Annotated in this window: 19 protein-coding genes; 8 read left to right on the forward strand and 11 right to left on the reverse strand. The window is 65.8% G+C overall.

What is annotated here, in order from left to right; all coding sequences use genetic code 11:
* Nucleotides 1-33: 33 nt before the first annotated feature.
* Nucleotides 34-534, reverse strand: coding sequence for a DinB family protein (locus OHZ10_RS13530; protein ID WP_059233425.1), 501 nt, complete (start codon nucleotides 532-534; stop codon nucleotides 34-36).
* Nucleotides 535-599: 65 nt separating this feature from the next.
* Nucleotides 600-974 carry a copper homeostasis periplasmic binding protein CopC gene (gene copC / locus OHZ10_RS13535; RefSeq protein WP_059233424.1) on the reverse strand — a complete coding sequence of 125 codons (375 nt, stop codon included), beginning with the start codon at nucleotides 972-974 and terminating at the stop codon, nucleotides 600-602.
* A 114-nt stretch (nucleotides 975-1,088) separates the two neighbouring features.
* Between copC and OHZ10_RS13540 the strand changes: the two genes are divergently transcribed.
* Both OHZ10_RS13540 and OHZ10_RS13545 read left to right on the forward strand, forming a co-directional pair.
* Complete coding sequence (locus tag OHZ10_RS13540) at nucleotides 1,089-1,805, forward strand: 16S rRNA pseudouridine(516) synthase (protein WP_059233423.1); 717 nt, start codon at nucleotides 1,089-1,091, stop codon at nucleotides 1,803-1,805.
* Nucleotides 1,806-1,911: 106 nt separating this feature from the next.
* Nucleotides 1,912-2,100 carry a hypothetical protein gene (locus tag OHZ10_RS13545; RefSeq protein ID WP_059233422.1) on the forward strand — a complete coding sequence of 63 codons (189 nt, stop codon included), beginning with the start codon at nucleotides 1,912-1,914 and terminating at the stop codon, nucleotides 2,098-2,100.
* On the opposite strand, the gene OHZ10_RS13550 is transcribed toward OHZ10_RS13545, so the two are convergent.
* Nucleotides 2,083-3,120, reverse strand: a complete 1,038-nt coding sequence (locus tag OHZ10_RS13550) for an NAD-dependent epimerase/dehydratase family protein (protein WP_059233421.1) — start codon at nucleotides 3,118-3,120, stop codon at nucleotides 2,083-2,085. The two genes, OHZ10_RS13545 and OHZ10_RS13550, sit on opposite strands and share 18 nt — an antisense overlap.
* A gap of 107 nt (nucleotides 3,121-3,227) precedes the next feature.
* Here OHZ10_RS13550 and OHZ10_RS13555 point away from each other — a divergent pair, with 107 nt between their 5' ends.
* From OHZ10_RS13555 to OHZ10_RS13565, 3 genes are all read left to right on the forward strand, one after another.
* A complete protein-coding gene (locus OHZ10_RS13555) occupies nucleotides 3,228-4,259 on the forward strand; it encodes a CDP-6-deoxy-delta-3,4-glucoseen reductase (RefSeq protein WP_059233420.1) in 1,032 nt (343 codons plus the stop codon).
* Nucleotides 4,260-4,550: 291 nt separating this feature from the next.
* The gene (locus OHZ10_RS13560) at nucleotides 4,551-5,735 is read left to right on the forward strand and encodes an acetylornithine transaminase (protein ID WP_256085202.1); all 1,185 of its coding nucleotides are present in this window, start codon (nucleotides 4,551-4,553) and stop codon (nucleotides 5,733-5,735) included.
* Between the two features lie 13 nt (nucleotides 5,736-5,748).
* On the forward strand, nucleotides 5,749-6,204 hold the full coding sequence (locus OHZ10_RS13565; protein WP_059233418.1) for a GNAT family acetyltransferase: 456 nt from the start codon (nucleotides 5,749-5,751) through the stop codon (nucleotides 6,202-6,204).
* Between the two features lie 24 nt (nucleotides 6,205-6,228).
* Here the strand turns inward: OHZ10_RS13565 and OHZ10_RS13570 are convergent, their stop codons facing one another.
* The 8 genes from OHZ10_RS13570 to OHZ10_RS13605 all read right to left on the reverse strand — a co-directional run bounded on the left by OHZ10_RS13570 (nucleotide 6,229) and on the right by OHZ10_RS13605 (nucleotide 13,406).
* Nucleotides 6,229-6,900 carry a DUF2278 family protein gene (locus OHZ10_RS13570; RefSeq protein WP_342702751.1) on the reverse strand — a complete coding sequence of 224 codons (672 nt, stop codon included), beginning with the start codon at nucleotides 6,898-6,900 and terminating at the stop codon, nucleotides 6,229-6,231.
* Between the two features lie 286 nt (nucleotides 6,901-7,186).
* On the reverse strand, nucleotides 7,187-7,903 hold the full coding sequence (locus OHZ10_RS13575; protein WP_059233416.1) for an ABC transporter ATP-binding protein: 717 nt from the start codon (nucleotides 7,901-7,903) through the stop codon (nucleotides 7,187-7,189).
* On the reverse strand, nucleotides 7,903-8,679 hold the full coding sequence (locus OHZ10_RS13580; protein WP_059233415.1) for an ABC transporter ATP-binding protein: 777 nt from the start codon (nucleotides 8,677-8,679) through the stop codon (nucleotides 7,903-7,905). Before OHZ10_RS13580 ends, OHZ10_RS13575 begins: the two co-directional genes overlap by 1 nt.
* A gap of 24 nt (nucleotides 8,680-8,703) precedes the next feature.
* Nucleotides 8,704-9,873: an ABC transporter permease subunit gene (locus OHZ10_RS13585; RefSeq protein WP_256085203.1), complete on the reverse strand. Its 1,170-nt coding sequence runs from the start codon at nucleotides 9,871-9,873 to the stop codon at nucleotides 8,704-8,706.
* An 18-nt stretch (nucleotides 9,874-9,891) separates the two neighbouring features.
* On the reverse strand, nucleotides 9,892-10,842 hold the full coding sequence (locus OHZ10_RS13590) for a branched-chain amino acid ABC transporter permease (RefSeq protein ID WP_006488946.1): 951 nt from the start codon (nucleotides 10,840-10,842) through the stop codon (nucleotides 9,892-9,894).
* A 211-nt stretch (nucleotides 10,843-11,053) separates the two neighbouring features.
* Complete coding sequence (locus tag OHZ10_RS13595; protein WP_342702752.1) at nucleotides 11,054-11,698, reverse strand: amino acid-binding protein; 645 nt, start codon at nucleotides 11,696-11,698, stop codon at nucleotides 11,054-11,056.
* A gap of 269 nt (nucleotides 11,699-11,967) precedes the next feature.
* On the reverse strand, nucleotides 11,968-12,948 hold the full coding sequence (gene ispH / locus OHZ10_RS13600; protein ID WP_006488968.1) for a 4-hydroxy-3-methylbut-2-enyl diphosphate reductase: 981 nt from the start codon (nucleotides 12,946-12,948) through the stop codon (nucleotides 11,968-11,970).
* Nucleotides 12,949-12,950: 2 nt separating this feature from the next.
* Nucleotides 12,951-13,406, reverse strand: a complete 456-nt coding sequence (locus OHZ10_RS13605; protein ID WP_034208176.1) for an FKBP-type peptidyl-prolyl cis-trans isomerase — start codon at nucleotides 13,404-13,406, stop codon at nucleotides 12,951-12,953.
* A 135-nt stretch (nucleotides 13,407-13,541) separates the two neighbouring features.
* Between OHZ10_RS13605 and radC the strand changes: the two genes are divergently transcribed.
* The 3 genes from radC (at nucleotide 13,542) to rpmG (ending at nucleotide 14,941) form a co-directional block, all read left to right on the forward strand.
* Nucleotides 13,542-14,285: a RadC family protein gene (radC, locus tag OHZ10_RS13610; protein WP_059233412.1), complete on the forward strand. Its 744-nt coding sequence runs from the start codon at nucleotides 13,542-13,544 to the stop codon at nucleotides 14,283-14,285.
* Nucleotides 14,286-14,522: 237 nt separating this feature from the next.
* Nucleotides 14,523-14,756: a 50S ribosomal protein L28 gene (rpmB, locus tag OHZ10_RS13615; protein ID WP_004186391.1), complete on the forward strand. Its 234-nt coding sequence runs from the start codon at nucleotides 14,523-14,525 to the stop codon at nucleotides 14,754-14,756.
* A gap of 17 nt (nucleotides 14,757-14,773) precedes the next feature.
* Nucleotides 14,774-14,941: a 50S ribosomal protein L33 gene (rpmG, locus tag OHZ10_RS13620; protein ID WP_006478046.1), complete on the forward strand. Its 168-nt coding sequence runs from the start codon at nucleotides 14,774-14,776 to the stop codon at nucleotides 14,939-14,941.
* Nucleotides 14,942-14,969 lie beyond the last annotated feature (28 nt).

The raw sequence follows: 14,969 nt of genomic DNA on the forward strand, positions 1-14,969 counted from the left end.
GCATCCGGTTTCATTGCGCGGCCGCCGGCCGGTTCAGCGCGCGTACAGCGTCGCGTCGATCTTGCCGAGCAGCCACTGCATGCCGGCCAGATGCTGCTGGTCGTGGCTGCACAGGTAGTGGACGAGCCCGCGCACGGTCAGCGACCCGTAGCCGTCGAACTCGCCGGCACGCTCGAACTGTTCCGGCGTAAGGTGCGACAACAGCTCCAGCGTTTCGCGTCGCGCGTCGCGGATCGCCGCGAGCACGTCGGATGCGTACGCGTCGTTGTAGCGGCGCTCGATCGCAAGCGCGTCGCCGTCGATCGACTCGAGCAGCGGCCGGTCTTCGTCGAGCATCCGCCGCAGCCGCACGTGATAGCCGTCGATCTCGATGTCGCGCACGTGGCAGAGCTGCCCGAGCGGCGAGAAATGCTCGCTCGGAATCCCGGCCCAGTCGTCGGGCGTCCAGCGCGCGTAGCCGTCGGGCACGGCCGCGAAATGCGCTTCGAGCTGACGGGGAAAATCGGCGAGTGCGTCGAGCGTCGTCGGGTTCATGCGGGAAACTCCCTTTCGGATAAGGGCGGCGGCAACCCTGGCACGGGCCTGCCGCCGCCGTTGCGTCACTTCACGCTGAAGCCGTACATGCCCTGCGTGCGGTGTCCGTCGGTCGCGACGGCCACCCATTTCACGGTATACGCGCCCGTACCGACCGCCGTCAGCGGCACCGTCATCCGCTTGCGGTTCGACGCATCGATGCGCGCGCGACCGTCCGACACCGTCTTGCCGTCACCGTCGACGACGACGATCGAGCTGAATGCCGGCTCCAGCGGCTCGGTGAAATCGATCGTGACGGTGGCCGGTGCGGCGGCCACCGCCGCGCCCGCCGCCGGATCGCTCTTCGCGAGATGCGCGTGCGCGAACGCGGCCGGCGAGACGGTCGCGGCCACGATGACTGCGGCCACCTGGCGGCCGAACGGGAATGAATCGAAACGCATGGGCTGTCCGTGAAGAATGAACGGGCGCCGCGCCCCGCGCGGCGTTCCGGCAGCTTACCAGCGCATGCGCGTTCATGCCGGTCATCCGCCGCCGCTTGATAGAATGCGCCCGCTATGGATCTCGAAAGCATTCTCTACACCCAGGGCTTCGGCTCGCGCCGCCAGTGCCGCGGCCTGATCGAAGCCGGCCGCGTCGCCGTCGCGGGCACCGCCGCGACCGACGCCGACGCCACGTTCGACACCGACGGCCTCGTGTTCTCGGTCGACAATACGGCATGGCCGTTTCACGCGCGCGCGTATCTCGCGCTCAACAAGCCGGCCGGCTACGAGTGTTCGCGCGATCCGCAGCATCACGCGAGCGTGTTCAGCCTGCTGCCCGCGCCGCTCGTCGCACGCGGCGTGCAGTGCGTCGGCCGTCTCGACCAGGACACGACCGGCCTGCTGCTGCTGTCCGACGACGGCCAGTTCGTGCACGCGTACACGTCGCCGAAACGCAAGGTGCCGAAGACCTACGTCGCGACCGTGCGCCACCCGCTCGACGATGCGCAGCTGAATGCGCTGCGCAGCGGCGTGCAGCTACATGGCGAGCCGAAGCCGATCGCGGCCGTCGCTGCCGACGCGCGCGACACCCACGCACTCGCGCTGACCGTCCTTGAAGGCAAATACCACCAGGTCAAGCGCATGGTCGCGGCGGCGAGCAACCGCGTCGAGTTGCTGCACCGCGAAAGCATCGGCGGTTACGCGCTGCCGGACGATCTCGAACCGGGTGCGTGGCGGTGGCTCGATGACGCCGACCTTTCAGCCCTGCGCAATCCCGTCAAAACCCTGTAAGGGAAAATCCGCACGACCGTTCGGTGTCCGGCCGTGTCTCGGCTGCATGTTCCCCCGCTATACTGAAATCACAAGCTGCAAGAGCAGCGATGCAGGGGGAGATACCATGAACATCAACCATTCTTTCGAACTGTCGTCCGTGATGATTGCGTTCGCGGTCATCGGTGTGATCGTGATCGGCGGCCTGCTGGCCACGATGCACATGAAGCACAAATATCATCCGAACCTGATTGGCGCGCTGATCGGTGCGCTGCTCTGCTTCCTGCTGATCGAGGCGTTACCGGCGCTGACCTGACGCGCTGCCCGGCGCGAGCGTTTGAAGGAAATCGTCTACGGTCGGATATCGCAACGTCACGCACAATTCGGCCTTGAGCCGTGCGTTGGACAGGCGCCGCGACTCGCGCATGAACGACAGCAGCGTCGGTTCGAGCAGGCGCTCGGCGTCCGCGCGGCTGACGCGCGGCGGCCTCGGCAGGCCGAGCACCTGCGCGACCCGGTCGAAATACTCCCCCATCCGCAGTTCGCTGTCGTCCGACGCGTGCACCGCGCGCGCCGGCCGGCCTCGTTCGGCTGCACGGCGCAGGATCGCCGCGAGATCGTCCGCGTGGATGTGGTTCGTGTAGACGTCGTCGGCCGGCACGAGCGCCGGCGTGCCGCGCTCGAGCCGCGCGACCGGCAGGCGGTTCGCCGCGTAGATGCCGGGAATGCGCACGATGCGCGCGGACAGCACGCCGCGCACCGTCGCCGCACGCAGTTGCCGCTCGGCCGACACGCGCCGGAACGCGCGCGGATTCGCGGGGCGCAGCGGGTGCGTTTCGTCGATGCGCGCGCCGCCGCAGTCGCCGTATACGCCTGTCGTGCTGGCATAGACGAGCCTCGGCGCGCGAAGACCGTCGGGTACAATACGCGCTGCCCGAACGGGCGCGCCGGCCTGTCGGGTAGCGGTGCGCAGCGTTCGGAGCCGGCCGACCGCCGGCGCCGGCGGTGCCGCCGGCCGACGGGCGGGCATGGACGTTGCGGCGATCAGCGCACGCGTGCGCCGGTCGTCGCGGCCGTCGGATTGCGGCGGCGCGAGATGCAGGATCGTGCGGGCGAGGCCCGCGAGACGGCCAAGCGTCGCCCGGCGATCGAGGTCGCCGACGATCGGTGTCGCACCCGCGGCGCGCAGTTCGTCGCGGCGGGCCGGGTGGCTCGTCAGCGCGAGGATCCGCAGGTTGCGGCGTGCGTCGCGCCATTGCGCGACGCAGCGCATGCCGACGTCGCCGCAGCCGACGATCAGTACGCGCGGCCGGCGCAGGATTCGTGTCGCGATCATGTTGGTTGCGAAATCAGTAGCCGCCGTTGCGCGACGCGCAACGGTTTTGCATTGTAGCTGCCGTGCGCGACATGCACGGTCCCCACATTTTGTTCTAGTTTGGTTCTATGGCATTCAACGTCACTCTCAAGCAAAGCGGCCGGCAATTCCAGGTCGAGTCGGACGAAACCGTGCTGGCTGCCGCGCTGCGCCAGAACGTCCATCTGCCGTACGGCTGCAAGAACGGCGCATGCGGCTCCTGCAAGGGCCAGATCGTGTCGGGTCAGATCGAACAGGGCCCGCACGCTGCATCGGCACTGTCCAATGACGAACGCACGCGCGGGCTCGCGCTGCTGTGCTGCTCGAAGGCGCAGTGCGATCTCGAGATCGACGTGCGTGAAATCGCCGGCGTCGACGGCGTGCAGGTCAAGAAGCTGCCGTGCCGGATCGCCGCACTCGAACGCAAGGCCGACGACGTGATGGTCGTGAAGCTGCAGCTGCCCGCCAACGAACGCCTGCAGTACCTCGCGGGCCAGTACGTCGAGTTCATCCTGAAGGACGGCTCGCGCCGCAGCTACTCGATGGCGAGCGCGCCGCACGAGGAAGGCCCGGTCGAGCTGCACATCCGCCACATGCCGGGCGGCAAGTTCACCGACCACGTGTTCGGCGCGATGAAGGAGCGCGACATCCTGCGCTTCGAAGGCCCGCTCGGCACGTTCTTCCTGCGCGAGGATTCCGACAAGCCGATCGTGCTGCTCGCGTCGGGCACGGGCTTCGCGCCGATCAAGGCGATCATCGAGCACGTGAAGCACTCGGGTATCACGCGCCCGATGACGCTCTACTGGGGCGCCCGCCGCAAGAAGGACATCTACCTCGGCGAACTCGCCGAGCAGTGGGCGCGCGAGATCCCGAACTTCAAGTACGTGCCGGTGCTCTCCGAGCCGGACGCCGGCGATCAATGGACGGGCCGCACGGGCTTCGTCCATCGCGCGGTGATCGAGGACCTGCCCGATCTGTCGGGCCACCAGGTGTACGCCTGCGGCGCGCCGGTGATGGTCGAATCTGCGCAGCGCGACTTCACGCAGCACCACGCGCTGCCGGCCGACGAGTTCTACGCGGACTCGTTCACGAGCGCGGCCGATCTCGCGCATCCGGTCTGAGCGCCGCCGCCCGCGCCCCCCACTGCGCACCGCCGTGTCACATCCGTGGCATTGCGGCGGTTTACAGTGGGGCGCGGGATGCCTTATGCTTGCGCACATGAACTGCTTCCTGTCCGCCCTTCGACGTCGCCGCTCGCCGCTCCGCCCGGATGCCGCAGGCTCGTCACGGACTCGCGCGTAACCCACACCGCTTCACCGGTTACGCACAAGCTGTTCGAACCCACCAGCCACGGCCTTCCGTGGCTTTTTTATTGCCCGTTTCCCTTTCAACGTCCGCTGGAGTCTGCTGCCATGCCCCTGAACGATTTTCCGATCGACTCGCTGATGTACATCACGAACCGCCCCGACATCGTGTTTACGCACGGCAAGGGTTCGTGGCTCTACGATCACACGGGCAAGCGCTATCTGGACTTCATCCAGGGCTGGGCCGTCAACAGCCTCGGCCACTGCAACGACGGCATCGTCGAAGCCCTGAAGACGCAGGCCGAAAAGCTGCTGAACCCGTCGCCGGCGTTCTACAACGAACCGATGGCGAAGCTCGCGGGCTTGCTCACGCAGCACAGCGTGTTCGACAAGGTGTTCTTCACGAACAGCGGCGCCGAGGCGAACGAAGGCGCGATCAAGCTCGCGCGCAAGTGGGGCCGCAAGTTCAAGAACGGCGCGTACGAGATCATCACGTTCGACCACAGCTTCCACGGCCGCACGCTCGCGACGATGTCGGCCAGCGGCAAGCCGGGCTGGGACACGATCTACGCGCCACAGGTGCCGGGTTTCCCGAAGGCCGAGCTGAACGACATCAACTCGGTCGAGAAGCTGATCACCGACAAGACCGTCGCCGTGATGCTCGAGCCGATCCAGGGTGAAGGCGGCGTGATTCCGGCGACGCGCGAATTCATGCAGGCGCTGCGCGCGCTGACGAAGCAGCACAACCTGCTGCTGATCGTCGACGAAGTGCAAAGCGGCTGCGGCCGCGCGGGCACGCTGTTCGCATACGAGCTCGCCGGTATCGAGCCGGACGTCATGACGCTCGCGAAGGGCATCGGTGGCGGCGCGCCGCTCGGCGCGCTGCTGTCGAAAGCCGACGTCGCGGTATTCGAGGCCGGCGATCAGGGCGGCACCTACAACGGCAACCCGCTGATGACGGCGGTCGGCTACTCGGTGATCTCGCAACTCGTCGCGCCCGGCTTCCTCGAAGGCGTGCGCGAACGCGGCGAATACCTGAAGCGCAAGCTGCTCGAGCTGTCGGAGGAGCGCGGCTTCGAGGGCGAACGCGGCGAAGGCCTGCTGCGCGCGCTGCTGCTCGGCAAGGATATCGGCCCGCAGATCGTCGAGAAGGCGCGCGACATGCAGCCCGACGGCTTGCTGCTGAACGCCGCGCGGCCGAACCTGCTGCGCTTCATGCCCGCACTGAACGTGACGACCGGAGAAATCGACCAGATGATGGCGATGCTGCGGTCGATCCTCGACACGCTCTAAGGAGACCGCCGCGATGGAAGCCGCCGCCGATGCTGTCGCTATCCGCCCGTTCGAACGCGCCGACACCGATGCCGTGCTCACGGTATGGCGCGACGCGTTCCCGCAATACGAAGACGCCGATGCGCCGCCGCATCGCGATCCGCTGCGATCGATCGAGCTGAAGCTCGCGACGCAGCCGGAACTGTTCTTCGTCGCGACCAGCGGCGCGCGCGTCGTCGGCACGCTGATGGCGGGTTTTGACGGACATCGCGGCTGGCTGTACTCGTTCGGCGTCGCGCACGACGCGCGCCGGCTCGGCGTCGGCCGCGCGCTGATCGCGCACGCGGAACGCGCACTCGCCGCGCGCGGCTGCCTGAAGATCAACCTGCAGGTGCTCCCCGGCAACGACGACGCGTGTCGCTTCTACGCGGCGCTCGGCTATCGCGTCGAGGAGCGCATCTCGTTCGGCAAGACGCTGCCGGCTGCCTGAGACAGCCGCCGCCGCCGGCTCGTCTCAGCGCGTGATCGGCCCCGCACCGGGCAGCGGATTGCCGAGCGCATCGGTCGGCACGGCCTGCTGCTCGAACGCCGCGAAATAGGCGGCCCACTGCGACTCGCTCATGCGCACGATCAGCCCGCCGTCCTGCCACACGTCGTTGTGGTCGTTATGGTCGTCGCCCGCGCGATGCAGGTAGTTCGGGCCCGTCGAGCCCTGGTTCATGTGCGTGTCGTGAATGCCGTTGCCCTCCGTATACGTACGGCCGAACACGACGACGTCGAGGCCCTGCGACTGCGCGGCGCTCACGAGCCGCAGCAGCGACGGGATCGGCTCCGGATGTTCGGTGCCGTCCATCACCGCGCTCGCGCGCCAGGCGCCCGTCTCGTTCAGGATGTCGCTGCGCAGGTAGTCGAGCGCGGGCAGCGCCGTCTGCCCCGTGAGGTCGGTGTAGCCTTCGGCCGCCGCTGCAAGCGTCTCGGTGACGGGATGGTGGAAATCGTAGACGAGCTTGTAGTTCAGCAAGTCGTCCGCGTCGCTGGTGCCGACGTTGATCGCGACATCCCAGTCGCCCGACGGCAGCGCCAGCGTCAGGTGGATGTGATACTGGATCTCGCTGCCATGCGGCGAGCCCTTCAGCTTCGCCACCGATGTCACCTTCGCCTTCACGAAACCGTAGTCCAGACTCATGCGTGTTCTCCGTGTTCGGATCGGCCGTCGATGCTACGCGGCCCGTGTGTCGGTTTGCAGGCGGCCGGCATCGAACCACTTGCCTGCCGCCTGCGCGCCACCATTCCCGCGCCGCATGCGCGGCGCAACAGTCGAATGGAGTCGCGTCCACGCGCACAGTTCGGCACGAATCGCGCCACACGAAAAAAAAGGCTGTCACGGCATTCCGTGACAGCCTTTCGAAAGCCCTGGCGCGACGCACGCGGCATCTGCCGCCGCGCATCAGCGGGCCCGCTCATGCACCGGCTTACTCGCCCAGATACGCGGCGCGCACCTTCGGATCGTCGAGCATCTGCTTCGCATCGCCTTCCATCGTGACCGTGCCCGAATCCATCACGTAGCCGCGGTCGGCGGCCTGCAGCGCGAGGCGCGCGTTCTGCTCGACCAGCAGCACCGTGATGCCTTCCTTCGAGATCTCGCGCACCACTTCGAAGATCTTCTCGACCATGATCGGCGACAGGCCCATCGACGGCTCGTCGAGCAGCAGCAGCTTCGGCTTGGACAGAATCGCGCGCGACATCGCCAGCATCTGCTGCTCGCCGCCCGACAGCGTGCCCGCGAGCTGCGTCGCACGCTCCTTCAGGCGCGGGAAGAAGCCGAACATCCGCTCGACGTCCTTCTTGATCTGCTCGTTGTCGTTGCGCAGGTACGCGCCCATCTGCATGTTCTCGATGATCGACATCCGCGCGAAGATCCCGCGGCCTTCCGGCACCATCGCGAGGCCGCGCTTGAGCAGCTCGTGCGACGGCACGCCCTTGATCGACTTGCCGTCGTACTCGATGTCGCCCGCCGAATACGGCTTCAGGCCCGTGATCGCCTTCATCGTCGTGGTCTTGCCCGCGCCGTTCGCGCCGATCAGCGTCACGAGTTCGCCCTGACGGACTTCCATGTCAACGCCCTTGACGGCCTGGATGCCGCCGTAGTTGACCTGCAAGCCCTTGATTTTCAACATTGCCGCTGCCATCAGTGCACCCCTGCGCCGAGATATGCCTCAATCACCTTCGGATTCTTCTGCACGTCCTGCGGCAGACCCTCGGCGATCACCTTGCCGTAATCGAGCACCGTCATCCGGTTGCACAACCCCATCACGAGCTTCACGTCGTGCTCGATCAGCAGAATCGTGCGGCCGTCCGAGCGGATCTTGTCGAGCAGGCGCGTGAGTTCGACCTTCTCGGTCGCGTTCATCCCGGCCGCCGGCTCGTCGAGCGCGAGCAGCTTCGGGTCGGTGGCCAGTGCGCGCGCGATCTCGAGACGGCGCTGGTGGCCGTACGACAGGTTGCGCGACGTGTAGTCCGCGTACTGCAGCACGCCCACGTATTCGAGCAGCTCGATCGCGCGTTCCTTGATCTCGCGCTCTTCCTGGCGTTCGGCCGGCGTCTGGAACACCGCGCCGAGCAGCCCGTGCTTGGTGCGCACGTGGCGGCCCACCATCACGTTCTCGAGCGCCGTCATCCCGCCGAACAGGCGGATGTTCTGGAACGTGCGTGCGATGCCGGCCTTGGCCACCTGGTGCACGGCCGTCGGCGTGTAGTTCGTGCCGTCCAGCTTGAAGTCGCCGGAATCCGGCGTGTAGAGGCCCGTGATCACGTTGAAGAACGTCGTCTTGCCGGCGCCGTTCGGGCCGATCAGGCCGTAGATCTCGCCTTCCTTGATCTGCAGGCCGACGTCGGACAGTGCCTGCAGGCCGCCGAAGCGTTTGTTCACGCCCTGCACGGACAGTCGGATTTGCTTGTCGCTCATGTGGATATCCCCTGTGTCCGTCGATTAAGCGCGCACCGGCTTCTTGCTGTTGCGCTTCGCGAGTTTCGCGATCTTGTCCTCATGCTTCGGCGCGGGCCACAGGCCTTCCGAGCGATACAGCATGATGACGACCATCGCGAGGCCGTACAGCGCCTGACGGATCACTTCCGTATCGACGATGTCGTGACCGAACAGCGCGTGCTGCAGCGGGCTCATCGTCGAGCGCAGGAATTCCGGGAAGATCGCGAGCAGCACCGCGCCCAGGATCACGCCCGGGATGTGGCCCATACCACCCAGCACCACGCACGCCAGCACCACGATCGATTCCCAGAACGTGAACGATTCCGGCGACACGAAGCCCTGGAACGAACCGAACATCGCGCCCGACAGGCCGCCGAACGATGCGCCCATCGCGAACGCGAGCAGCTTCACGTTACGGGTGTTGATGCCCATCGCCTTCGCGGCGATTTCGTCCTCGCGGATGGCGGCCCATGCACGGCCGATACGCGAGTGCTGCAGGCGCGTACACACCCAGATCACCAGCAGCGAGCACAGCACGAACAGGTAGTAGTACATGTAGACCGACGGCAGCTGCAGGCCGAACAGCGAGTGCGTCTGCGACAGGTTGAAGCCGCCGACGTGCACCGGATCGATGCCCGTGATCCCCTTCGGGCCGTTGGTGATGTTCACCGGACGGTCGAGGTTGTTCATGAAGATCCGGACGATTTCACCGAAGCCGAGCGTCACGATCGCCAGGTAGTCGCCGCGCAGGCGCAGCGTCGGCGCGCCGAGCAGGATCCCGAAGGTCGCCGCCAGCGCCATCGCGATCGGCACGATGATCAGGAACGGCACGTGCAGGCCGTTCGGCGCGATCGCCGCGATCCATTCGAACTGCGAGCTCAGGTGCGGCGAGCTCAGCAAGGCCGCCGTGTAGGCGCCCACCGCGTAGAACGCGATGTAGCCCAGGTCGAGCAGGCCGGCGAAGCCGACCACGACGTTCAGGCCGAGCGCGAGCATCACGTACAGCATCGCGAAGTCGAGCACGCGGACCCAGTAGTTGCCGCCGGCCGAGCCGATGATGATCGGCGCGGCGATCACGAGGGCTGCGGTCAGGATGCCGATGACGACGGTCTTGGCGGTGTTGCGCTCCTCGACGAGCGACGTCGAGGATTCGATCGGTTGAATGGATGTCATGTTGTTTGCTCCCTTCCGTTACGCGCGATCCGCGACCCGTTCGCCCAGCAGGCCCGACGGACGGAACACCAGCACGATGATCAGCACGATGAATGCGAACACGTCCTGGTAGTTACTGCCGAACACGCCGCCCGTGAGGTTGCCGATGTAGCCGGCGCCGAGCTGCTCGATCAGGCCGAGCAGCACACCGCCGACCATCGCGCCGCCGAGGTTGCCGATCCCGCCGAGCACCGCAGCGGTGAACGCCTTCATGCCGGGAATGAAGCCCATGTAGAAGTGGACGTTGCCGTATTCGGACGCGATCATCACGCCGGCCAGCGCGGCGAGCGCGGAGCCGATCATGAACGTCGCGGAGATCACGAAGTTCGGGTTCACGCCCATCAGGCTGGCCGTATTCGGGCTTTCGGCGATCGCGCGCATCGCGCGGCCGAGCTTGGTCTTGTGCACGAGCAGCAGCAGGCCGCCCATCACGATGAACGCCACCGCGATGATCACGATTTCAGTGACCGAGATCACGGCGCCGGGCGTCGTGTCGGTGGCCTTGATCACGTTGATCGGGTCGGTCGGCAGCAATTGCGGGAACGGCAGCGGGTTGCGCGACCAGATGATCATCGCAGCCGTCTGCAGCAGGATCGACACGCCGATCGCGGTGATCAGCGGTGCGAGGCGCGGCGCGCGGCGCAGCGGCCGGTATGCGACGCGCTCGATCGTGAAGCCGACGAACGCACAGACGACCGCGGCGATGCCCAGGCCAATCGTCAGCGTCGCAACGTTGCCGAGTCCGGGAAAGTGGTTCTGCAGCACGGTGATGGCCGACAGGGCGACCATCGCGCCGATCATCAGCACGTCGCCATGCGCGAAGTTGATGATGCCGAGAATGCCGTACACCATCGTGTAGCCCAACGCGATGATGGCGTAGACACTGCCGAGCACCAGCCCGTTGAGAACCTGCTGGACGAAAATATCCATTTAAAGCTCCTTGGCCCGTGCTGCCGGAGGACGTTGCGCCCCGCGGGTAAGCGAGGAATCGCGCCTTCTCGGCGACACTGCGGGTACTAGTCGATACCGGTAAGGGTGGATCGTCCCGGCGCGCGCCGCCCGGCCTGTACGGCCGGACCTGCCGCCGGAGCGGATACAAAAACGGCACCGCACTGTTCCGGTGCCGTCATGAGTCCCGTCGCTAAATCGTCACGACATCGAGGACGGTGTTCGTGGCCTCCTTGAAGTCGTGGGGCAGCATGCCGAGACGGCCGTCTTCCGGTTTCCCGGCATCCGTGCCTTGGCCCGCCCGGCGCGACGCAAGCATCGCACCCGGACGGATCGGATTCCGCGCCGCGCCGCCCGGCAAGGCATTGCGGCAGTCGCGCCCGATTTTCGTCAGGACTGCATCGGAATCCATCGTACGAACCAGCCCGCGCGCCACGACACGCTCGGTCGTGGCAGCACGCTGTTTCGTCGAATCGAAATGAAGAGTGGACGGGGACCTCGGCACGCTGTCTGCAACGCCGCAAGCGTCCTGCATCCGTCGAGCGGCGGCTTGCCGCGGCGCAACCTGCATGCCTGCAGCCGAACCGATCGTCAGGTCAAGCGCGTTGATTTCCTCGATCGTCAAACGTGCCCCGTTTTCCTTGTCCTTGCCCAGTTGCGCGATACGGCGCGCCGATGACGCCGCACGCCCGGCTCCGGCGACGCGCACGCCGCTGGCCGGCGGTGCCGCGAACACCGCAGCCTCCCTGCCCGCCCCGTCGTCGCTCTTTTTGCTGCAGCCGGCAAGCATTGCAACCGGTGCGGCGACGGACATGGCGTAAGCCAACTTCACATGCATTGAATGGTCTCCCGCGCCTTGCCAAAAACCGATTTCAAAGCCATTCCGGCTTGAAAACGGGCGCATTGTAACTCCATTTATAGGACGCCAATAATCCTGATTCGATGGGGTTTTCCTGCATTGCAACCAATTTTGAGAGACGCTTAAGCGCGCGCGGAGCAACCGGGTTGCACCATGATCGAGAATTATGGTTGCGATTTCAATTTCGAGACGTAAAAAAAGCGCGCCGGGAGGCGCGCTTTCGGTGTTCCGCGGATGCGATGCGGCAATCAGGCGGCAGGCGGCAGGTTCAACCCGCGCGGCAGCGGAAACGACACGTTTTCCTCGATGCCGTCGAGCGCGCGGACATTGCGCACGCCGAGTTCGCGCAGCCGCGCGATCACGGCCTGGGCGAGCACCTCGGGCGCCGACGCGCCGGCCGTCACGCCGATGCGGCGCTTGCCGGCAACCCATGCCGGATCGATCTGGTCGGGCGCATCGACCATGTACGCGGCCACGCCGCGCTTTTCGGCCACTTCGCGCAGCCGGCTCGAATTCGAGCTGTTCGGACTGCCGACGACGATCACGACATCGCACTGCGGCGCCATGAACTTCACCGCATCCTGGCGGTTCTGCGTCGCATAGCAGATGTCCTGCTTCTTCGGCTCGCGGATCTTCGGATATTTCGCCTTCAGCGCGCCGATGATCTCGGCGGCGTCGTCGACGGACAGCGTCGTCTGCGTGACGAGCGCGATGCGCTCGGGATCGGCGAGCTCGAGCTTCTGCACGTCCTCGACGCTCTCGACGAGGTGCATGCCGCGCTCGACCTGCCCCATCGTGCCTTCGACTTCGGGGTGGCCCTTGTGCCCGATCATGACGATGTCGACGCCGTCCTGGCGCATCTTCGCCACTTCGACGTGCACCTTCGTGACGAGCGGGCAGGTTGCGTCGTAAATGCGCAGCCCGCGCACGTCGGCTTCGTCGCGCACGGCCTTCGACACGCCGTGCGCGCTGAAGATCACGGTGTTGCCGGCCGGCACTTCCTCGAGTTCCTCGACGAAGATCGCGCCTTTCTTCTTCAGATCCTCGACCACGTACTTGTTGTGGACGATTTCGTGACGGACGTAGATCGGCGCACCGTGCATCGCGATCGCGCGCTCGACGATTTCGATCGCGCGGTCGACGCCCGCGCAGAAACCGCGCGGCTGGGCCAGCAGGATTTCGGCATCGGCGGCGACGGTCTGCCCGGACAGCGTATCGGTGGTGCTCATGATTACAGGATTCCGATGATTTTCACTTCGAACGTGAGCGCCTGGCCCGCGAGCGGATGATTGAAGTCGAACAGCGCGGAGGTTTCGCCGACTTCCTTCAGCACCCCCGCGTAGCGGCCGCCGTCCGGCGCGTTGAACTCGATCAGTTCGCCCGGCGTGAAATCGTCGCCGACCATCCCGTTCTCGCGCAGCGTCGACAGCGTCACGCGCTGGAGCATGTCGGGATTGCGGGGACCGAACCCCTGATCGGGGGCTAGCTGAAAAGTCGAGTGGTCGCCAACCCGGAGCCCGAGCAGAATCTGTTCCAGCGACGGCGCCAGTTGCCCCGCGCCCAGCAACAGCGTGGCCGGCTTGTCGGAGAAGGTGTTGACGATGTCGGCGCCGTCGGCCAGTGCCAAGCGGTAATGCAACGTGACGTGGGAACCGGGCTTCACTTCGGATAGATCGATGAGGCTCATGAATTACTCGTTCAGTCGGCGCCCGATACGGCCGAATGGCCCGGCGCAAAGCCAATATTGTAAGTCACCTGAGCGCGCAAGGCGGAAAGTGCGACGACGTTGCACACACCGCCCGCCGCCAATGGAGTTCCGACCATGCTGTCTCCCTGCCCCATCCTGCCGCCGGCCGATCCACCCGGTCGCGTCATCCCGATCCGCCGGCGCAAGCGCCGCCCGGCCAACTGGCGGCCCGAGCGGCCGCGCGAACGGTTGCTGGAACGCGGGCCTGCCGCGCTGACCGACGACGAACTGATCGCGCTGCTGCTCGGCACCGGCAAGCCCGGGCACGACGTATTCGTCACCGCCAGCGCACTGATCAAGCAGTTCGGAACGTTGCGCGGGCTGCTGGAAGCGAGCGCCGACGATTTCGAGGCGCACCCCGGCATCGGCCCCGCGCGCTCCGCGCGAATGGTCGCCGTCACCGAGATCGCGCGACGCATGCTGGAGGACAAGGCGCGAGAGCGGATGCAGATCGATTCGCCGGGCGCCGTCGAGGACTGTCTGCGGCTGAAGATCGGCACGCGCCCGCACGAGGTATTCGTCGCGGTATTCCTGGACGCCCGCAACCGCATGATCGACATGGAGGAAATCGCACGCGGCTCGCTGACGCGCATGGCCGTCTACCCGCGCGAGATCGTGCGCCGCGCGATGGCGCAGAACGCCGCGGCGCTGATCGTCGCACACAACCATCCGTCCGGTGCGGTACAGCCGAGCGCGGAAGACCGTCGCCTGACCCGCGTACTGAAAGACGCGCTCGAACTCGTCGATGTGAGGCTGCTCGACCACGTCGTCGTCGGCACCAGCGATACTTTTTCGTTCGCACGTGCCGGTTGGCTGTAGACTGTGCCGCGGCAGCCCACCCCAGGGCGCCGCAACGACGAAGCGAAATTAGGTTTGATTTTTCTGAACTTTTTCTGCTAGAATCGTCGTCTGTCTTTTTTCCAACCAGTTCTAGCCATCGAAGGGCCTTGTCTGTAAGGGCTACGGCGTTCTGAGTGCAGCCATGGATCACGTGGCGGTGCGATGGAACCTTCACCGGCGATCGAACCCCGAATTTAGCGTATTAGGAGTGCTCTCATGGCACGCGTATGCCAAGTAACTGGGAAAGCGCCGATGAGCGGCAACAACGTTTCCCACGCCAACAACAAGACGAAGCGCCGCTTCCTCCCGAACCTGCAAAACCGCCGGTTCTGGGTAGAGAGCGAAAACCGCTGGGTGCGCCTGCGCGTTTCGAACGCCGGCCTGCGCCTGATCGACAAGAACGGCATCGATTCCGTGCTCGCTGACCTGCGCGCACGCGGCGAAGCCTAAGCCCAAGGAGCACAATCATGGCAAAAGGCGCACGCGACAAGATCAAGCTCGAGTCCACCGCTGGCACGGGTCATTTCTACACGACCACGAAGAACAAGCGCAACATGCCGGAAAAGATGGCGATCAAGAAGTTCGATCCCGTCGTCCGCAAGCATGTGGAATACAAAGAAACCAAGATCAAGTAATCTCCGGTTTCTGCCAGCCTGACGGCGA

This window comes from Burkholderia arboris (assembly GCF_038723655.1).
GTDB lineage: Bacteria > Pseudomonadota > Gammaproteobacteria > Burkholderiales > Burkholderiaceae > Burkholderia > Burkholderia arboris.